Genomic DNA, 13,954 nt, shown 5'->3' on the forward strand with positions numbered 1-13,954 from the left:
CGGCCCCCGGAACGTTCGCGCCGGGGGCCCGGGGCCCTCAGTCGTCGGCGAGCTGCAGCGCCAGGGCGTAGTGCTCGCCGTCCGTCCCCGCGAGCAGGCTGTCGAACACCGGGGTCAGGCCGTTCACGGCGCCGCACGCGGCGTCGTGGTTGGTCCACCAGCTGCCCTCCGCTCCGAGCAGGGACACCACCCGGTCCGCCGCGCGCCCGGCGGTGTCCGCGGGCAGGTGCCGGTGGGACGGCCACACGAGGTCCTCGGCGGCGAGCCGGGCCAGGAAGCCGGCGGCCTCGTGCGGCTCCAGCGGCTCCAGGGCGGCGCAGAGCCGCGGGACGGAAGGGGGGACGTACCCGGGCAGGTGGCGCCGCCACGCATCGTCGGCCGCCGCCGCTGCCAGCAGGGCGCGGATCCGGTCCGCCAGTTCGGGCAGGTCGGGCTCCGGCTCGGTGAACCGCCCGGCCGCCGCGTACACCCGCCCCGGCGTGCGGAGTTCGGCCATCCGCGCTTCCAGCTCCGGGAGGATCCCGGGGGGCTTCACGGGGAGCTCCTGGCGGACGGCGGGGCCGGTTCCACGAGCCCGGGACGGTCGTCGAAGTCCACCGAGGCGGCGCCGCGGTCCCGTTGGCGGCGGTCGAGCAGGACCACGGAGCCGATGCCCTGTCCCGCGGGCAGGCCGTCCCGCGCGATGCGCGCCAGGAGCCTCGCGAGCCCCCGCCGGTGGATGGTGAAGACGCGCGGTGAGGCGAGCCGCCGCCGGGCGTGCTGCCCGGCCAGGGCTTCTTGGGGGCCGACGTCGAGCACGACCATGTGCAGGGGGCGGCGGCCGCGGTGGGCGGTGTACGCGAGCCAGCGGCGCATCCACGGCCTCGTGCCGCAGTCGTGTATGAGCAGGGGGTGTCCCAGGCGCATCTGGGAGCCCATCCACCGCATGTGGCTCAGCCGTGCCCACGGCCGGTACACGGCGTAGGGGAGCCAGGCGGGCATCCGCGACTCGAAGGCCGTGCGGGTGGCGCGGGGGTCCACGACCGCGGCGGCGGGGGACCACGCGCGCAGCAGGGTGCTCTTGCCGCTGCCGGGGAGTCCGGCGACGACGACGGCCGCGTTGGGCGGGTAGGAGAGCCTGACGTCACCGTCGGCCCCGCCCCGGAGGTCGACGATCCCCCGGGGGCGTATGCGGCGGCCGGGACACGTGCCGCCCGGCCGCCGCACGGACTTCCCGGACCCCTGCGCCCGCGGCGTGGGGTCCTCGGTGCTGGTGGGTGTGCTCACAGGTGACGTGCCGTTCGGAGGGGAGGCCGGGGAATTACCCGAGGCTACCCGAGTCCTCGTCCAGGCCGCGTCTTTCGGATCTCGCCGGTTAAGCCACCGGGCGGCGCGGGTCAGGCGAGATCCGCAAGACACGGCCTAGGGTGCCCTCATGGATCACGAGAGTGCCGCCGGTCCGGCGGGGGACCCGCGGTTCGTCGCCGCCCGCCTCAAGGAGCGCATCTACGCGACGATCACGATCATCTCCGTGGTCATCGGGCTGCGGTCCTCCGGGCACGTGGACGCGGCCGGTGCGGCCGCCACGCTGCTCACCGCCGCCGTCGGGCTGTGGCTGGCGGCGGTCGTGGCCGACCAGCAGGCCCACCGCGTGGTGCACGGCCGGCTCGCCACCGGCCACGAGCTGCGCGGGATCCTGTCCGTCAGCAGCCCGTTGCTGCTCTCCGCCGTGGGACCGCTGGTGCTCGTGGCCGCCGCCGCGCTGGGCAGGATGAGCGTCGACACGGCGCTGCTCGCGGCGGCGGCGGTCAGCGTCACCGGCCTGTTCGTCTGGGGCTTCTACGGCGGGGTGCGCATGGGCGGCGGCACCCTCGCCGCCCTCCTGGCCGGGGCCGTGGACGCCGGGATCGGCTTGGCCGTCGCCCTGGTGAAGGCCTTCGGCGGCCACTGAACGCCGACGGAGGGCCGGGGCCGTCGCGGCCGCCGTCACGGCCGGGGCCGCCGTTGCGGCAGAGTGGGCGCGCACGTCCCCCGTCCGGGGCCGCACGAGGAGAAGATGACCTTCCATGAGCACCAGGTCCACCCCCTTCGACGAACTCGACCGGCAGATCGTCGCGACCCTGATGGACAACGCCCGGGCGAGTTTCGCCGAGATCGGGGCGGCCGTCGGCCTGTCGGCGACCGCCGTCAAGCGGCGCGTGGACCGGCTGCGCAGGGCCGATGTGATCACCGGGTTCCGGGCCACGGTCCGGCCGGCCGCGCTGGGCTGGCGCACCGAGGCGTACATCGAGGTGTACTGCGACAGCGCGGCGCCGCCCCGGCGCCTCGCGGAAGTCGCGCGCAAGTACCCGGAGATCGCGGCGGCGATGACGGTCACGGGCGCGGCCGACGCGCTGCTGCACGTCAGGGCGACCGACGTGGAGCACTTCGAGGAGGTGCTGGAGCGGATCCGCAGCGAGCCGTTCATCCGCAAGACGATCAGCTACATGGTGCTGTCGCACCTGCTGCCGGAGAGCCCGGAGGCCGGGGCCAGTGCCTCCGCACCGGCCGAGGCCGCCGCTCGGGCGGCCGACGGCGCAGCAATCCTGCTCTGAGGGGGACATAGGCGCAGGATTCCTGCTCCGATGCGCAGCGCTTCGTTCTTGTCGCGCTGACCTGTCGCTTCCTACGGTGGGGCCACTCCCCCGTCGTCACCGCAGGAAGCGGAGGAACCTCTGTGCCCGCAGGACTCTCAGGACCCGTAGCAACCGGAGAACCCGTAGGCCCGGCAGCGCCCTCAGGGCGCTCCCGGCGCTATGTGATGTGTGAGCCCCGCTATTTCGACGTCCGGTACGCCATCAACCCGTGGATGGACGTCCGCACCCCGGTCGACGTACCCCTGGCCCGTGAGCAGTGGCGGGCCCTGGTCGAGGCGTACCGCGCCCACGGGCACACGGTCGAGACGGTCGCCCCCGTGCCGGGCCTGCCCGACATGGTGTTCGCGGCGAACGCGGCCCTCGTCTCGGGGGGCCGGGTCTTCGGATCCTCCTTCCACGCGGCCGAGCGCCGGCCAGAGTCCGCCGCGTACGAGGCCTGGTTCAAGGCCGCCGGGTACGAGGTCCACCGCTCGGCCGCGGTCTGCGAGGGCGAGGGCGACCTCGTTCCGGCGGGCCGGTTCGTGCTGGCCGGCACGGGCTTCCGTACCGAGCGGGCCGCGCACCGCGAGGTGCAGGAGTTCCTCGGCCGGCCGGTGATCGGGCTCGAACTGACCGACCCCCGCTTCTACCACCTGGACACCGCGCTGTTCTTCCTCGGTGAGGAGGACCCCGCGGGCGGTGGGGGCGGCGAGGGGAACGTCGCGTACTATCCGGCGGCCTTCTCCCCCGGCAGCCGCGAAGTCCTGCGGTGGCTCTATCCGCGCGCGGTGATCGCCACCGAGGAGGACGCCCTGGCCTTCGGCCTCAACTCCGTGTCGGACGGCCGCAACGTCTTCGTCGCCCCGCAGGCCCGCGGCCTCGTCGACCGGCTCGCCGACCGCGGATACGTTCCCGTCCCTGTCGACCTGTCGGAGTTCCGCAAGGCCGGCGGGGGAATCAAGTGCTGCACCCTGGAGATCCGCTCATGACCACCACCGCCCCCGCCACTGCCGCCTCCACCGCCGCGACGCGCTCGTCGGCACAACTGATCCGCGCCGAGGAACCCGTCCTCGCGCACAACTACCACCCGCTGCCCGTGGTCGTGGCGCGTGCCGAGGGCAGCTGGGTGGAGGACGTCGAGGGCCGCCGCTACCTCGACATGCTGGCCGGCTACTCCGCCCTGAACTTCGGGCACCGCCACCCCGCCCTCGTCGACGCCGCGCACCGCCAGCTCGACCGGGTCACGCTCACCTCGCGCGCCTTCCACAGCGACCGGCTGGCCGACTTCGCCGAGCGCCTCGCCGAGCTCACCGGACTCGACATGGTGCTGCCGATGAACACGGGCGCCGAGGCCGTGGAGAGCGCCGTCAAGGTGGCCCGCAAGTGGGCGTACGAGGTCAAGGGCGTCGCCCCGGACAGGGCGACGATCGTGGTGGCGGACGGCAACTTCCACGGCCGTACGACGACCATCGTGAGCTTCTCGACGGACGGGACGGCCCGAGCCGGCTTCGGCCCCTTCACCCCCGGCTTCCGTGTCGTGCCCTACGACGACCTGGCCGCGCTGGAGGCGGCCGTCGACGAGACGACGGCCGCCGTGCTGATCGAGCCGATCCAGGGCGAGGCCGGCGTCCTCATCCCACGCGACGGCTACCTCACCGGGGTGCGGGAACTGACCCGGCGCAAGGGGTGCCTCCTCATCGCCGACGAGATCCAGTCGGGCCTGGGGCGCACGGGCCGCACCCTGGCCGTCGACCACGAGTCGGTCGTGCCGGACGTCCTGCTCCTGGGCAAGGCCCTGGGCGGCGGCATCGTCCCGGTCTCCGCCGTCGTGGCCCGGCGCGAGGTGCTCGGCGTCCTGCGGCCCGGCGAGCACGGGTCGACCTTCGGCGGCAACCCCCTGGCGGCGGCCGTCGGTTCGGCCGTCCTGGACCTGCTGGAGACCGGTGAGTACCAGCGGCGCGCCGCCGCGCTGGGAGCCGTGCTCGGCCAGGGCCTCGCCGAGATCGGCCGCGCGGGCGGTGCCGTCACGGCCTACCGGGCGCGGGGCCTGTGGGCGGGCGTGGACGTCGACCCGGCGCTCGGTACGGGACGGCAGATCAGCGAACGGCTGCTCGCCGAGGGCGTCCTGGTCAAGGACACGCACGGCTCCACGATCCGGCTGGCGCCGCCGCTGAGCATCACGGAGGAGGAACTCGGCACCGCGCTCGCCGCCCTGCGGAAGGTCCTGGCCTAAACCGGAGGCCCCCCACCCGATCCGGCGCGCTGTCGGAGCCGTTGTCTACGCTGTCGGCAGGGACTCGGGTGTGGGGAGCGGTGCGGTGCGGATCGAGCGTCATCAGGTGGACGGGGCGGCCGTCGCCGCGGCGCGCGAGGACTTCGTGGACCGGATCGGCGGGCGGGTCCGGTCCATGTCGAGGGCCGGGCGGATGGCCACGAACGAGTGGCGGGCGATCTCCGGCGAGTTCCTCGACTACCTGGGCGCGCTGTCCGTGGAGAGCCCGGACCTGCGGACGCCGGAGGCCGAGGCTGTCGTCCGGGCCGCCGCCGAGGCCGCGGCCGGTGCCGTCGCCTTCGCGGGCTGCCACCCGCACCGCCCCTTCTCCGTGTTCCTCGACTACGTCGGCTTCGGCATGAGTTACGACCCCTGCGACGAGGACGCCTCCGACGGCCCCGAGGAGAGCGTCGGCGCCGCCGCGTGGACCGACGCCCTGTGCCTCGCGGTTCTCGCCGACCGGGCCGGCCGGCACGGTGAGGCCTTCCGCTCCGCCCGGCGTCAGTTCGCGGGGCGGGCCGTGGCGGATGCGGCGGGCGAGTTCGCCACGGGCCTGATGGCGGTGGTCTTCGGTGACACCGGGGACGACGGGGGCCGGCCGGCGGGCGCCCCGGCGGAACTCGCCGCCGTCGACGCCGCGCCGGCCCGGCCGCGCGCGCGGGCGGAGGAGAGCTGCGGGGGCCTGCTCGACCGGCCGCACGGTGTGGCCCTGCGCACCCTGCGGGCGCTGGCGGCCGAGGACCGGGAGGCGTTCGACTCCGGCATGGCCGCCCTGCTGGCCGCGCACCGCGAGCTGTCCGGCCCGGGGAGTGCACCGAGCAGCCTGCTGCCGCTCGTGCCGCTCGGGCTGGCCGCCCTCGCGTACCGGAACCTGGGCTGGGCGCCCGCTCTCGACACCGGCTACCTCCCCGGGGCCCTGGTCGACGGCTTCGCAACGGCGGGCCCGCGGGTCGGGGGGTTCGGCCGGGACCGCCGGCCGGACGCGGTGGCGGCGCTGGCGGCGGGGCCCCTGGCCGTCGGGCGTCCGGTGCAGGAGTGGCCCATGACCGCGCAGACCCGGGCCCGGGCCGAGCGCCGCACCCGGGAGGCGCTGGATCCGGCGGACGGCGCGGCGCCGTCGGCCTGGCGGCTCGGGGACGTCCTGCGCGACCAGGACATGCTGTTCAAGGGGCGGGCGGCGCTGGCCGACGACGTGACGGACGCCCAGTGGGAGAACCTGCGGCTGGCCTCCCGGGCCGGCGCGGCACTGTTCCGCGTGGCCCTGGCCGAGCCGGGCACCGTGACGGAGGTGGCCATCGCCGGGCGGACCCTGCGTTACCCGGCCGAGCGGAGCCGGGAGGCGGGCGCCGGCGCCTGGGCGAAGGCCGTCGCGCTCGCGCTGATCACCGGCGAACGCGAGGACCTCGCCCCGCTGGTCCTGGCCGGCCCGGCCGCCGTCAGGCCGGACACCGGCCGGTTCGCCGCGTACCGGGAGGCCCTCCACGCCCACCTGCGGGGTGCGGACGCGGGGCCGGCGACCGAGCGGGCCCTGCGGGAGGCAGGGAAGGACGGGGGTTCGGCCGTCCCGGCGCCCCCGGCCGTCCTGCTGTCGCAGCTCGTCGGCGGAGACGAGGAGAGCTTCAACCTGGCCCTCGCCGATGCCCTCGAAGCCCACCGCGACCACTTCCAGGTCGCCGACCGGGCCGACGGGCCCGACGCCGCGGTCAGCCTGGACGTCCTGGCGCTGGCCTGTCACGCCCGCCGGCGCGGCTGGGACGTCCGGGTCAGGTCCCCCTACCTGCCCGGCCGGCTCCTGGAGGCCGCCGCCGTACGTTCCTAAGCCGCCTCGGCGGATCCGGCGGAGCCGTGGGCCAGGGCGGGGAGGACCGTCGTGCGGTAGGCGTCGAAGAACGCGGACTGGTCGGGGCCGATCTGGCCCACGTACACCTCGTCGAAGCCCGCGTCCACGTAGCGTTCGATCGCCGCGATGTGCTCGGCCGGATCGTCCCCGCAGGGGGTGGACTCCGCCACCTGGGCGCGGGTGACGAGTTCGGCGGCCTGCTCGAAGTGGGCCGGGGTGGGGAGGATCTGCGCGAGTTCGCCGGGCAGCTGCTCGCTCGGCCACAGGCGGTGGACGGTGTCCACGGCCTCGTCACGGTCCTCGTGCCAGCACACCTTCAGCCCGCCGATGACGGGCTTGCCCGTCCCGCCGGCCTCGCGGAAGGCGTCGACCAGTTCGCGGTCGGGTCCCATCAGGACGTAGCCGTCGCCGATCTCCGCCGCCATCGCCGCCGCCTTCGGCCCGAACCCGGACACGTACACGGGGGGCGGGGACTCGGGGCAGGTGTACAGGCGGGCGTTCTCGACCGTGTAGTGCCTGCCGCGGTGGGTGACCCGGTCTCCGCCGAACAGCTCGCGCATGACCTCCACGGCTTCCCGGAGCATGTCAGCGCGTTCGTCGAAGGGCGGCCACGGGTCGCCGTTGACGTGTTCGTTGAGTGCTTCTCCCGTGCCGACGCCGAAGCGGAACCGGCCGCCGGTCAGCACGCTCGACGTGGCCGCGGCCTGGGCGGTGATGCACGGGTGCATGCGTACGGTCGGGCAGGTCACCAGGGTGGTGACGGGCAGGTCGACGGTCTGCGACAGGGCTCCGATGACCGACCAGACGAACGGGCTGTTGCCCTGGGCGTCGTTCCAGGGGTGGAAGTGGTCGGAGATGGCCAGCGAGGTGAATCCGGCGGCTTCGGCCTGACGGGCCTGGTCGAGCAGTTCGGCCGGGGTGAACTCCTCGCTGGCCAGGAAGTATCCGTAGGACGTCATGGGGGCGCTCCTGTTCTCGTCTCGCTCGTCCGGGCTCGGTTCCCCCTGCGTCTGCCCCGTGCCCCGGGGGCCACGCCCCGCCCGGACGGTCACGGGCCGGCGACGCGATCCGGGCCCCGTCCGTTTTTCCGCCTCCTGCCGGGGAAGGCGCGGGTCCTCGGGAACCGTTCGACGGGAGCTGGTGACATGATCCGGATCCGCCTTCGCCGGGCCGGGTGGGCGTCATGAGGGTCGTCGTGACGGGCGCCACCGGCAACGCCGGCACGAGCGTCGTCCGCGCCCTGGCGTCCGACCCGGCGGTCACGTACGTGCTGGGCGTCGCCCGCCGTCGGCCCGGCCTGGAGATACGCGGTGTGCACTGGGCGGAGGCGGACGTCGACCCGGGCGGGGCCGACCTCGCCGCCCTGTTCGCCGGCGCGGACGCCGTCGTGCACCTCGCGTGGAAGTTCCAGCCCACGCACGACCCCGTGGAGACCTGGCGCACCAACGTGCTGGGCTCCGTCAGGGTCTTCGAATCCTGTGCCCGGGCCGGGGTCCCCGCCCTGGTGTACGCCTCCTCGGTCGGCGCGTACTCCCCCGGACCCGCCGACGGGCGGCCGGTCGACGAGTCCTGGCCGACGCACGGCTGGCCCGGAGCCGCCTACACGCGGGAGAAGGCGTACCTGGAGCGCTACCTCGACGGCTACCAGCTGTCCCACCCCGGCATGCGGGTGGTCCGGATGCGGCCGGCCTTCCTCTTCAAGGCGACGTCCGCGTCCGAGCAGCGGCGCATCTTCGCCGGCCCGCTGCTGCCCTGGCGGCTGATCCGCCCCGGCTTCGTTCCCGCCCTGCCCGCCGTCACGGGGCTCCGTTTCCAGGCCCTGCACACCGACGACGCCGCTCAGGCGTACCGGGCCGCCGTGGTGCGCCCGGTGCGCGGGCCGTTCAACCTCGTCGCCGATCCGGTCCTGGACACGGCGGCCGTGGCGGGGCTGCTGCGGACCCGTACGGTGCCGCTGCCCGCCGCCGCGGCGCGTGCGGCCCTGGCGGCGGCCTGGAGGATGCACCTCGCCCCGGCCGCTCCCGGGCTGCTGGACGCCGTCCTGCGGCTGCCGCTCCTCGACGCGGGCCGGGCGCGGGACGAACTCGGCTGGGTGCCGGCCCGTACGTCCACGGAGGCCGTGGGGGCGTTCCTCCAGGGCCTCCGGGACGGCGCCGGACTGGACACGCCGCCCCTCAGGGGAGCGGCGTCCGGAGCCCGCGGGCGCTAGGGTCTGCCGTCAAACTCCCGTCTGATCCCTCTCGGCGGCTACGGCAGCGGCGGACAGCAGGGTGGCGCCGGCGAGGGTGCCCCACAGGGCGGCCGGGCCGTGGGGGGCGAGGGCGGTGAGGGCGGCCGGGGACACGGCGAGGCCGAAGCCGGTGGAGAGTTCGAAGCGGGCCAGGGTGCGGCCGAGGACGCGGGGCGGGGCGAGGGCCGTCACGAGGGCGGTGGCGCTGCCGGCGTAGACGATCTCGCCGAGGGTGCAGACGACGGAGACGGCGGCGACGGCGGGGGCGGCCCATCCGCCGCCCGCCCCGCCGCCCAGGGACGTCACCGCGAGGAAGCCCGCGTAGGACGCGGCGAGGACGGCGCCGGCGACGGCCAGCGCCGTGCGCCGGGCGTAGCGGGACATCAGGACGGTGACCGGGACCTGGAGCGTGACCACCAGCACCGTGTTGGCCACGAAGATCGCCGCCGACCACACCGGTGAGGCGTGCAGCTGGGTCAGCAGGACCAGCGGGAGGGCGATCTCGGGGACGTTGAGGCAGAAGACGTAGACCACGTTGGCGGCCAGCAGGGCGCGCATGCGGGGCGGGGCGTCCTCGTGCCCCGCCGGTGCGTCCGGCCGGGCCGGCTCGCGTTCCGCGCGTACCCGCACCGACCACGCCAGAGCGGCTGCCGCCAGGTACGCCAGTCCCGTGACGGCCGCCAGTGCCCGCAGGGCGGAGGTCCCGCCCGCCAGGCAGGCCATGGCGAGGAGCGCCCCGATCCCGAGTCCCGCGTTGCGCAGGGCACGGCCGGCCGCGAGGGCGGTGTCGCGTTCGCGGCCGTGGGAGAGGGTGGCGACGAGCGCCGCGTGGGCGGCCGGCCAGGCCTGGTTGCCGATGCCGAGGAGGAGGGCGGCCGCGGCGAACGGCCAGACGCGGCCCTCGGGGGTCGCCACCAGCACGGCCACGCCCACCACGCGCACCAGCATCGACGCGGCGACGACGGTGCTGCGCGCGCCGCGGTCCAGCCATCGCCCGACGGCGGGCGTGGACAGCAGGCCGATGACGATGCCGGCCGTCATGGCCAGGCCGGTCGCCGACGCCGAGAGGCCGAGCACCGTCACCCCGTACAGGAGGAGGAAGGGTCTCAGCAGGCCCGTGCCGAGGGCGTCCACGGCCAGGGCGACGGCGTAGCGGGGGCCGCCGCAGGCGCGCAGGACTGCGCGGGGCCGCGGCTTGCGGGTGGTGGCGGGGGCGGGGGCGCTCGTGGCTGTCATGGGCTGAACGGTGGGTTCACCGGCCCGGCCGGGCACGTCGGTTGACGGAGATCGTCAACAGTCGCCGGGGCTGTCCGGCGGGGCGGGGATGATGTGCGGATGACGTTGAGGATCGACATCGGCGCAATGCCGTCCGAGGGGCTGCGGTTCGCCGCGTCCCCGCTGGCCGAGCTGACCGCGATGCTGCACGTGCTCGCCGAACCGGGACACCATCCCGAGTTCGCCGCGTGGGCCTCCGACGTGTGGGCCGGGCTGCGGCCGGGGCTGGCCGAGCGGTTGCGGGAGGCGGAGTTCCTGTGGCGCACGTCCCAGGCCGACTTCATGCTGCCGGCCCGGCCCCGGGCGACGCTCGGCGAGGAACTGGACGACGTCGACCGGATCGACGACGAGCGGTACGTGTCCGCCGCGCTGGTCACCACGTGCGGGAACCGGATCCACCTCACCTCCCCGTCCCCCCTCACCGACGGCGCCGCGCGCGACCTGGCCCTGGAGCTGGCCCAGGCACGGGGCGTACGCCAGGAGGCTTTCGCGGAGCGGCTGCTCTCGGACCCGACGGCGGTACGGGCGCGCGTCCGCGACACCCTGGAGGCCTGTGCCGAGGCCTTCTTCGACGCGGCCTGGGCCGACGCCGCCGTCAGGCTCGCCACGGACCTGCGGCTGAAGAACGACCTGTTGAGGCGCCAGGGCCTCGGGGCGGCCCTCGCCTCGGTCTCCGGCGCGGTCACCCTGGCCGCGGACGGCGGCGCCATCCTCGTGGACAAGCTGCTGGACAAGGCCACGACCGCCCACGGCAGCGGCGTCACCTTCATTCCGAGCGTCTTCGGCCGGCCGCACCTGGCGATGGTCCACGCGCCCGGCTGGCAGCCGGTGGTCCAGTACCCGGTGGAGGCGCCCGGTCCGTCGGACCCGGTCTCCCTGGAGACGGTCACCCTGCGGCTGGAGGCCCTCGCCCACCCGGCCCGGCTGCGTCTGCTGCGCACCCTGGCCCGCGGCCCGCACACCAACGGGGAACTGGCCCACGCCTGGGACCTGACGCCCCCGGAGGTGTCCCGGCACGTGGCCCTCCTGCGGCGGGCGGGGCTGCTGACGGCCCGCCGGGAGGGGCGGTACGTGCGGTACAGCCTCAACCTGTCGGACCTGTCGGCGCTGGGGGCCGACCTGCTGGCGGCCGTGCTGCGGTGAGGGCGGGCGCCGGGGAGCGGCGGGCAGGGATGGCGGTCAGGGGGTGCGGGGGCCGCTCGTCACCGTCGTCCACGTGCCGCCCGTGACCGTGTACACCGCCAGTCGGCGGTTGCGCGTGTCCCCGTACTCGTCGAAGGCCACGCGGCCGGTGACGCCGTCGAACCCGAGCCCGGACACCGCCCGCGCCATCCTCGCCCGGGCGTCCGCCGGAAGGGTGCCGCCGTTGGCCGCGACCACGGCCTTCACCGCTTCGACCAGGGCCCAGGCGGCGTCGTACGCGCAGGGGCCGTAGGCGCCCGCCGCTTCCGGGTAGCCGGCCGCGCGGTAGTCGGCGAGGAATGCCTCCCCGCGGGCGAGCCGCTCCACCGGTTCGCCGATGTTGGTGGCGAGGTCGCCCTCGGCCTTCGGGTTGGCCGCGAGGAACTGCTGGTCGAAGATGCCGTCACCGCCCATCAGGGGTACGGTCACCCCCGCTTCCTTCAGCTGCCGGGAGAGCGGTGCGGCGGTGGTGTGGTAGCCGCCGAAGTACACGGCCTCGGCGCCGGAGGCGCGGACCTTGGAGGCGAGGGCGGAGAAGTCGTTCTGCGCGGGATCGACGTGGTCCGCGCCGACGACGCTCCCGCCGAGCTTCCTGAACTCGGCCGTGAGCCCGGAGACGAGGCCGGAGCCGTACTCGCTGGAGTCGTCGACGACGTAGAGCCTGGTCTTCCCGGCCTCGTCGTGCAGGTGGCGGGCGGCGAACGGCCCCTGGTCGACGTCCGTGGCGACGGTGCGGAAGTAGGTGCCGTACGGGCGGGAGGCGGTGCCCTTGGCCCACTGGGGGCCCAGGGTGAGGGCGGGGTCGGTGTTCGACGGTGACACGTTGACCAGGTTCGCCCGCGCGAGGGGTTGCACGAAGGTCCGGGCGACGGCCGAGGTGAACGGGCCGACCACGCCCAGCACCTTCTCGTCGGCGACGAACCGGGCGGCGTTCGGGGCGCCCTTCGCGGGCGCGGCCTCGTCGTCCAGGGCCTTGATCTCGAACTTCACCCCGGGCACGTGCCGCGTCCGGTTGGCGGTACGGGCCGCGAGGTCGGCGGAGTTCCTGATTCCGGCGCCGAAGGAGGAGAGGTCGCCGCTGAGCGGCGCGTCCACTCCGATCACCACCGTGACGGAGGAGGCGGCGGAACCGCCCCCGGCGGCTCCCGCTCCCCCGCCGTTGCCGCTGCCGGAGGAGTGGTCGCGGTTGAGCGTCCAGGTCAGGGCGGAACCGGCCGCGAGGGTGGCCAGCACCACGCCCCAGACGGCGAAGCGCCTGCCGAGGGCGCGCGGGCGGGCCGGCGCCCGTTCGCCGGGACGGTCGGGCTCCGTCGGGCCGAGCGTGACGAGGTCCCCGGCCCGGGGTACGGCGGTGGCCGGGACGGTCGGACGGTCCGGCACGGGCGGGCCGAAGCTGCCGTCCCCCTCGGGGCGGATCCCGCCGGGGGACGATGCGTCCGGGGTCGCCTGCCCGGGGGCCGTCTCATCGGGGCGACCCGCGTCCGGGACTGCCACGTCCGGGACTGCCGGGTCGGAGGACGTCTCGTCGGGGCGCGCCTCGCTGGGGGCTACCGCGTCCGGGGCCGACTCGTCGGGGCGCGCCTCGTCCGCGGTCGCCTCGTCCCGGGTCGTCCCGTCCGGTTCGGTGCCTGGGGCGGTCGGGCCAGGCCGTGGCCGGGTGCCCCGCCGTACCGACGCCAGCAGCTCGGACGCCTCGGCGAGGCCGATGCGCCGTTCCGGGTCCTTGGTCAGGAGGGCGTCCAGTACGGGGGCCAGCGGGCCCGCGTGGACCGGTGGCCGGTGGGGGCGGGTGAAGACGGCGACGGCCAGGGCGTGCAGGCCCTCGGCTTCGAACGGGGGCCGCCCCTCGACCGCGTGGTAGAGGGTGGTCCCGAGGGCCCACAGGTCGTTGGCGGGGGTCGGACGCCTGCCCTCCAGCTGCTCGGGGGCCATGTACTGCGGCGTGCCGATGACGATCCCGCTGTGGCTGAGGCGGGTGGTGGCGTCCGCGAGATGGGCGATGCCGAAGTCGGTGAGGACCACGCGGTCCTTGGTCAGCAGCACGTTGTCCGGCTTGATGTCCCGGTGGACGATCCGTGCCCCGTGCGCCTCGGCGAGTGCGTCGAGCAGGGCGGAGCCGATCTCCGCCACCCGCTCCGCCGGCAGCCGTCCCCGGCCGCGGATGGCCGCGGCGAGGGACTCGCCCCGGATGTACTCCATGACGATGACGGGGGCGCCGTGGTGCTCGACGACGTCATGGACCGTGATGATCCCGGGATGGCTGATCGTGACCGCCGCGCGGGCCTCCGCGGTGAAGCGGCCGAGCAGGCCGGCCCGGTCGCCCTCCTCCAGCCCGGGCGGGAAGAGGATCTCCTTGATGGCGACCTCGCGCCCGAAGAGCTGCTGGTCGGCGCCGCGCCAGACGCGGCCCATGCCGCCCTGGCCGATGCGTTCGAGCAGCTGGTAGCGCCCGGCGATGAGTTCGGAGTTCTGCTCGGTCACGCGCACACTCTAGGACCTCGCCGGCCGGCCGGGTGGGGGGTCCCGGGAGGTCCGCGAGGGGCACCGGCCCGCCCCCGGTC

12 protein-coding genes are annotated in these 13,954 nt (G+C 75.4%); 7 read left to right on the plus strand and 5 right to left on the minus strand.

Annotated elements, in window-relative coordinates; all coding sequences use genetic code 11:
• Nucleotides 1–37: 37 nt before the first annotated feature.
• Both D1J60_RS01085 and D1J60_RS01090 read right to left on the minus strand, forming a co-directional pair.
• Entirely contained in the window at nucleotides 38–535 is a 498-nt protein-coding gene (locus tag D1J60_RS01085) for a hypothetical protein (RefSeq protein ID WP_125819741.1), read from the minus strand.
• Nucleotides 532–1,266 (minus strand): AAA family ATPase, encoded by a 735-nt coding sequence (locus D1J60_RS01090; protein ID WP_125819742.1) that lies wholly within the window; start codon nucleotides 1,264–1,266, stop codon nucleotides 532–534. The genes D1J60_RS01085 and D1J60_RS01090 overlap by 4 nt, the downstream gene beginning before the upstream one ends.
• A gap of 148 nt (nucleotides 1,267–1,414) precedes the next feature.
• On the opposite strand from D1J60_RS01090, the gene D1J60_RS01095 reads away from it, so the two are divergent.
• The 5 genes from D1J60_RS01095 (at nucleotide 1,415) to D1J60_RS01115 (ending at nucleotide 6,685) form a co-directional block, all read left to right on the plus strand.
• Complete coding sequence (locus D1J60_RS01095; protein WP_125819743.1) at nucleotides 1,415–1,930, plus strand: hypothetical protein; 516 nt, start codon at nucleotides 1,415–1,417, stop codon at nucleotides 1,928–1,930.
• A gap of 115 nt (nucleotides 1,931–2,045) precedes the next feature.
• A complete protein-coding gene (locus D1J60_RS01100; RefSeq protein WP_125819744.1) occupies nucleotides 2,046–2,573 on the plus strand; it encodes an Lrp/AsnC family transcriptional regulator in 528 nt (175 codons plus the stop codon).
• Between the two features lie 122 nt (nucleotides 2,574–2,695).
• A complete protein-coding gene (gene ddaH, locus D1J60_RS01105) occupies nucleotides 2,696–3,583 on the plus strand; it encodes a dimethylargininase (RefSeq protein ID WP_347147181.1) in 888 nt (295 codons plus the stop codon).
• Nucleotides 3,580–4,827, plus strand: a complete 1,248-nt coding sequence (gene rocD, locus D1J60_RS01110) for an ornithine--oxo-acid transaminase (RefSeq protein WP_125819746.1) — start codon at nucleotides 3,580–3,582, stop codon at nucleotides 4,825–4,827. The genes ddaH and rocD overlap by 4 nt, the downstream gene beginning before the upstream one ends.
• Before the next feature lie 85 nt (nucleotides 4,828–4,912).
• Nucleotides 4,913–6,685 carry an immunity 49 family protein gene (locus D1J60_RS01115; protein ID WP_241253090.1) on the plus strand — a complete coding sequence of 591 codons (1,773 nt, stop codon included), beginning with the start codon at nucleotides 4,913–4,915 and terminating at the stop codon, nucleotides 6,683–6,685.
• Here D1J60_RS01115 and D1J60_RS01120 read toward each other — a convergent pair.
• On the minus strand, nucleotides 6,682–7,665 hold the full coding sequence (locus tag D1J60_RS01120; RefSeq protein WP_125819747.1) for a TIGR03557 family F420-dependent LLM class oxidoreductase: 984 nt from the start codon (nucleotides 7,663–7,665) through the stop codon (nucleotides 6,682–6,684). The genes D1J60_RS01115 and D1J60_RS01120 overlap by 4 nt on opposite strands.
• Nucleotides 7,666–7,889: 224 nt before the next feature.
• Between D1J60_RS01120 and D1J60_RS01125 the strand changes: the two genes are divergently transcribed.
• A complete protein-coding gene (locus D1J60_RS01125; RefSeq protein ID WP_125819748.1) occupies nucleotides 7,890–8,915 on the plus strand; it encodes an NAD-dependent epimerase/dehydratase family protein in 1,026 nt (341 codons plus the stop codon).
• Between the two features lie 9 nt (nucleotides 8,916–8,924).
• Here D1J60_RS01125 and D1J60_RS01130 read toward each other — a convergent pair whose 3' ends face one another.
• Nucleotides 8,925–10,172 (minus strand): MFS transporter, encoded by a 1,248-nt coding sequence (locus D1J60_RS01130; RefSeq protein ID WP_125819749.1) that lies wholly within the window; start codon nucleotides 10,170–10,172, stop codon nucleotides 8,925–8,927.
• A gap of 99 nt (nucleotides 10,173–10,271) precedes the next feature.
• Here D1J60_RS01130 and D1J60_RS01135 point away from each other — a divergent pair, with 99 nt between their 5' ends.
• The gene (locus tag D1J60_RS01135; RefSeq protein WP_125819750.1) at nucleotides 10,272–11,354 is read left to right on the plus strand and encodes a helix-turn-helix domain-containing protein; all 1,083 of its coding nucleotides are present in this window, start codon (nucleotides 10,272–10,274) and stop codon (nucleotides 11,352–11,354) included.
• Nucleotides 11,355–11,390: 36 nt separating this feature from the next.
• Here the strand turns inward: D1J60_RS01135 and D1J60_RS38810 are convergent, their stop codons facing one another.
• The gene (locus D1J60_RS38810; RefSeq protein ID WP_125819751.1) at nucleotides 11,391–13,874 is read right to left on the minus strand and encodes a bifunctional serine/threonine-protein kinase/ABC transporter substrate-binding protein; all 2,484 of its coding nucleotides are present in this window, start codon (nucleotides 13,872–13,874) and stop codon (nucleotides 11,391–11,393) included.
• Nucleotides 13,875–13,954: the final 80 nt, after the last annotated feature.

Source organism: Streptomyces sp. W1SF4, assembly GCF_003950035.1.
GTDB classification, from domain to species: Bacteria; Actinomycetota; Actinomycetes; order Streptomycetales; family Streptomycetaceae; genus Streptomyces; species Streptomyces racemochromogenes.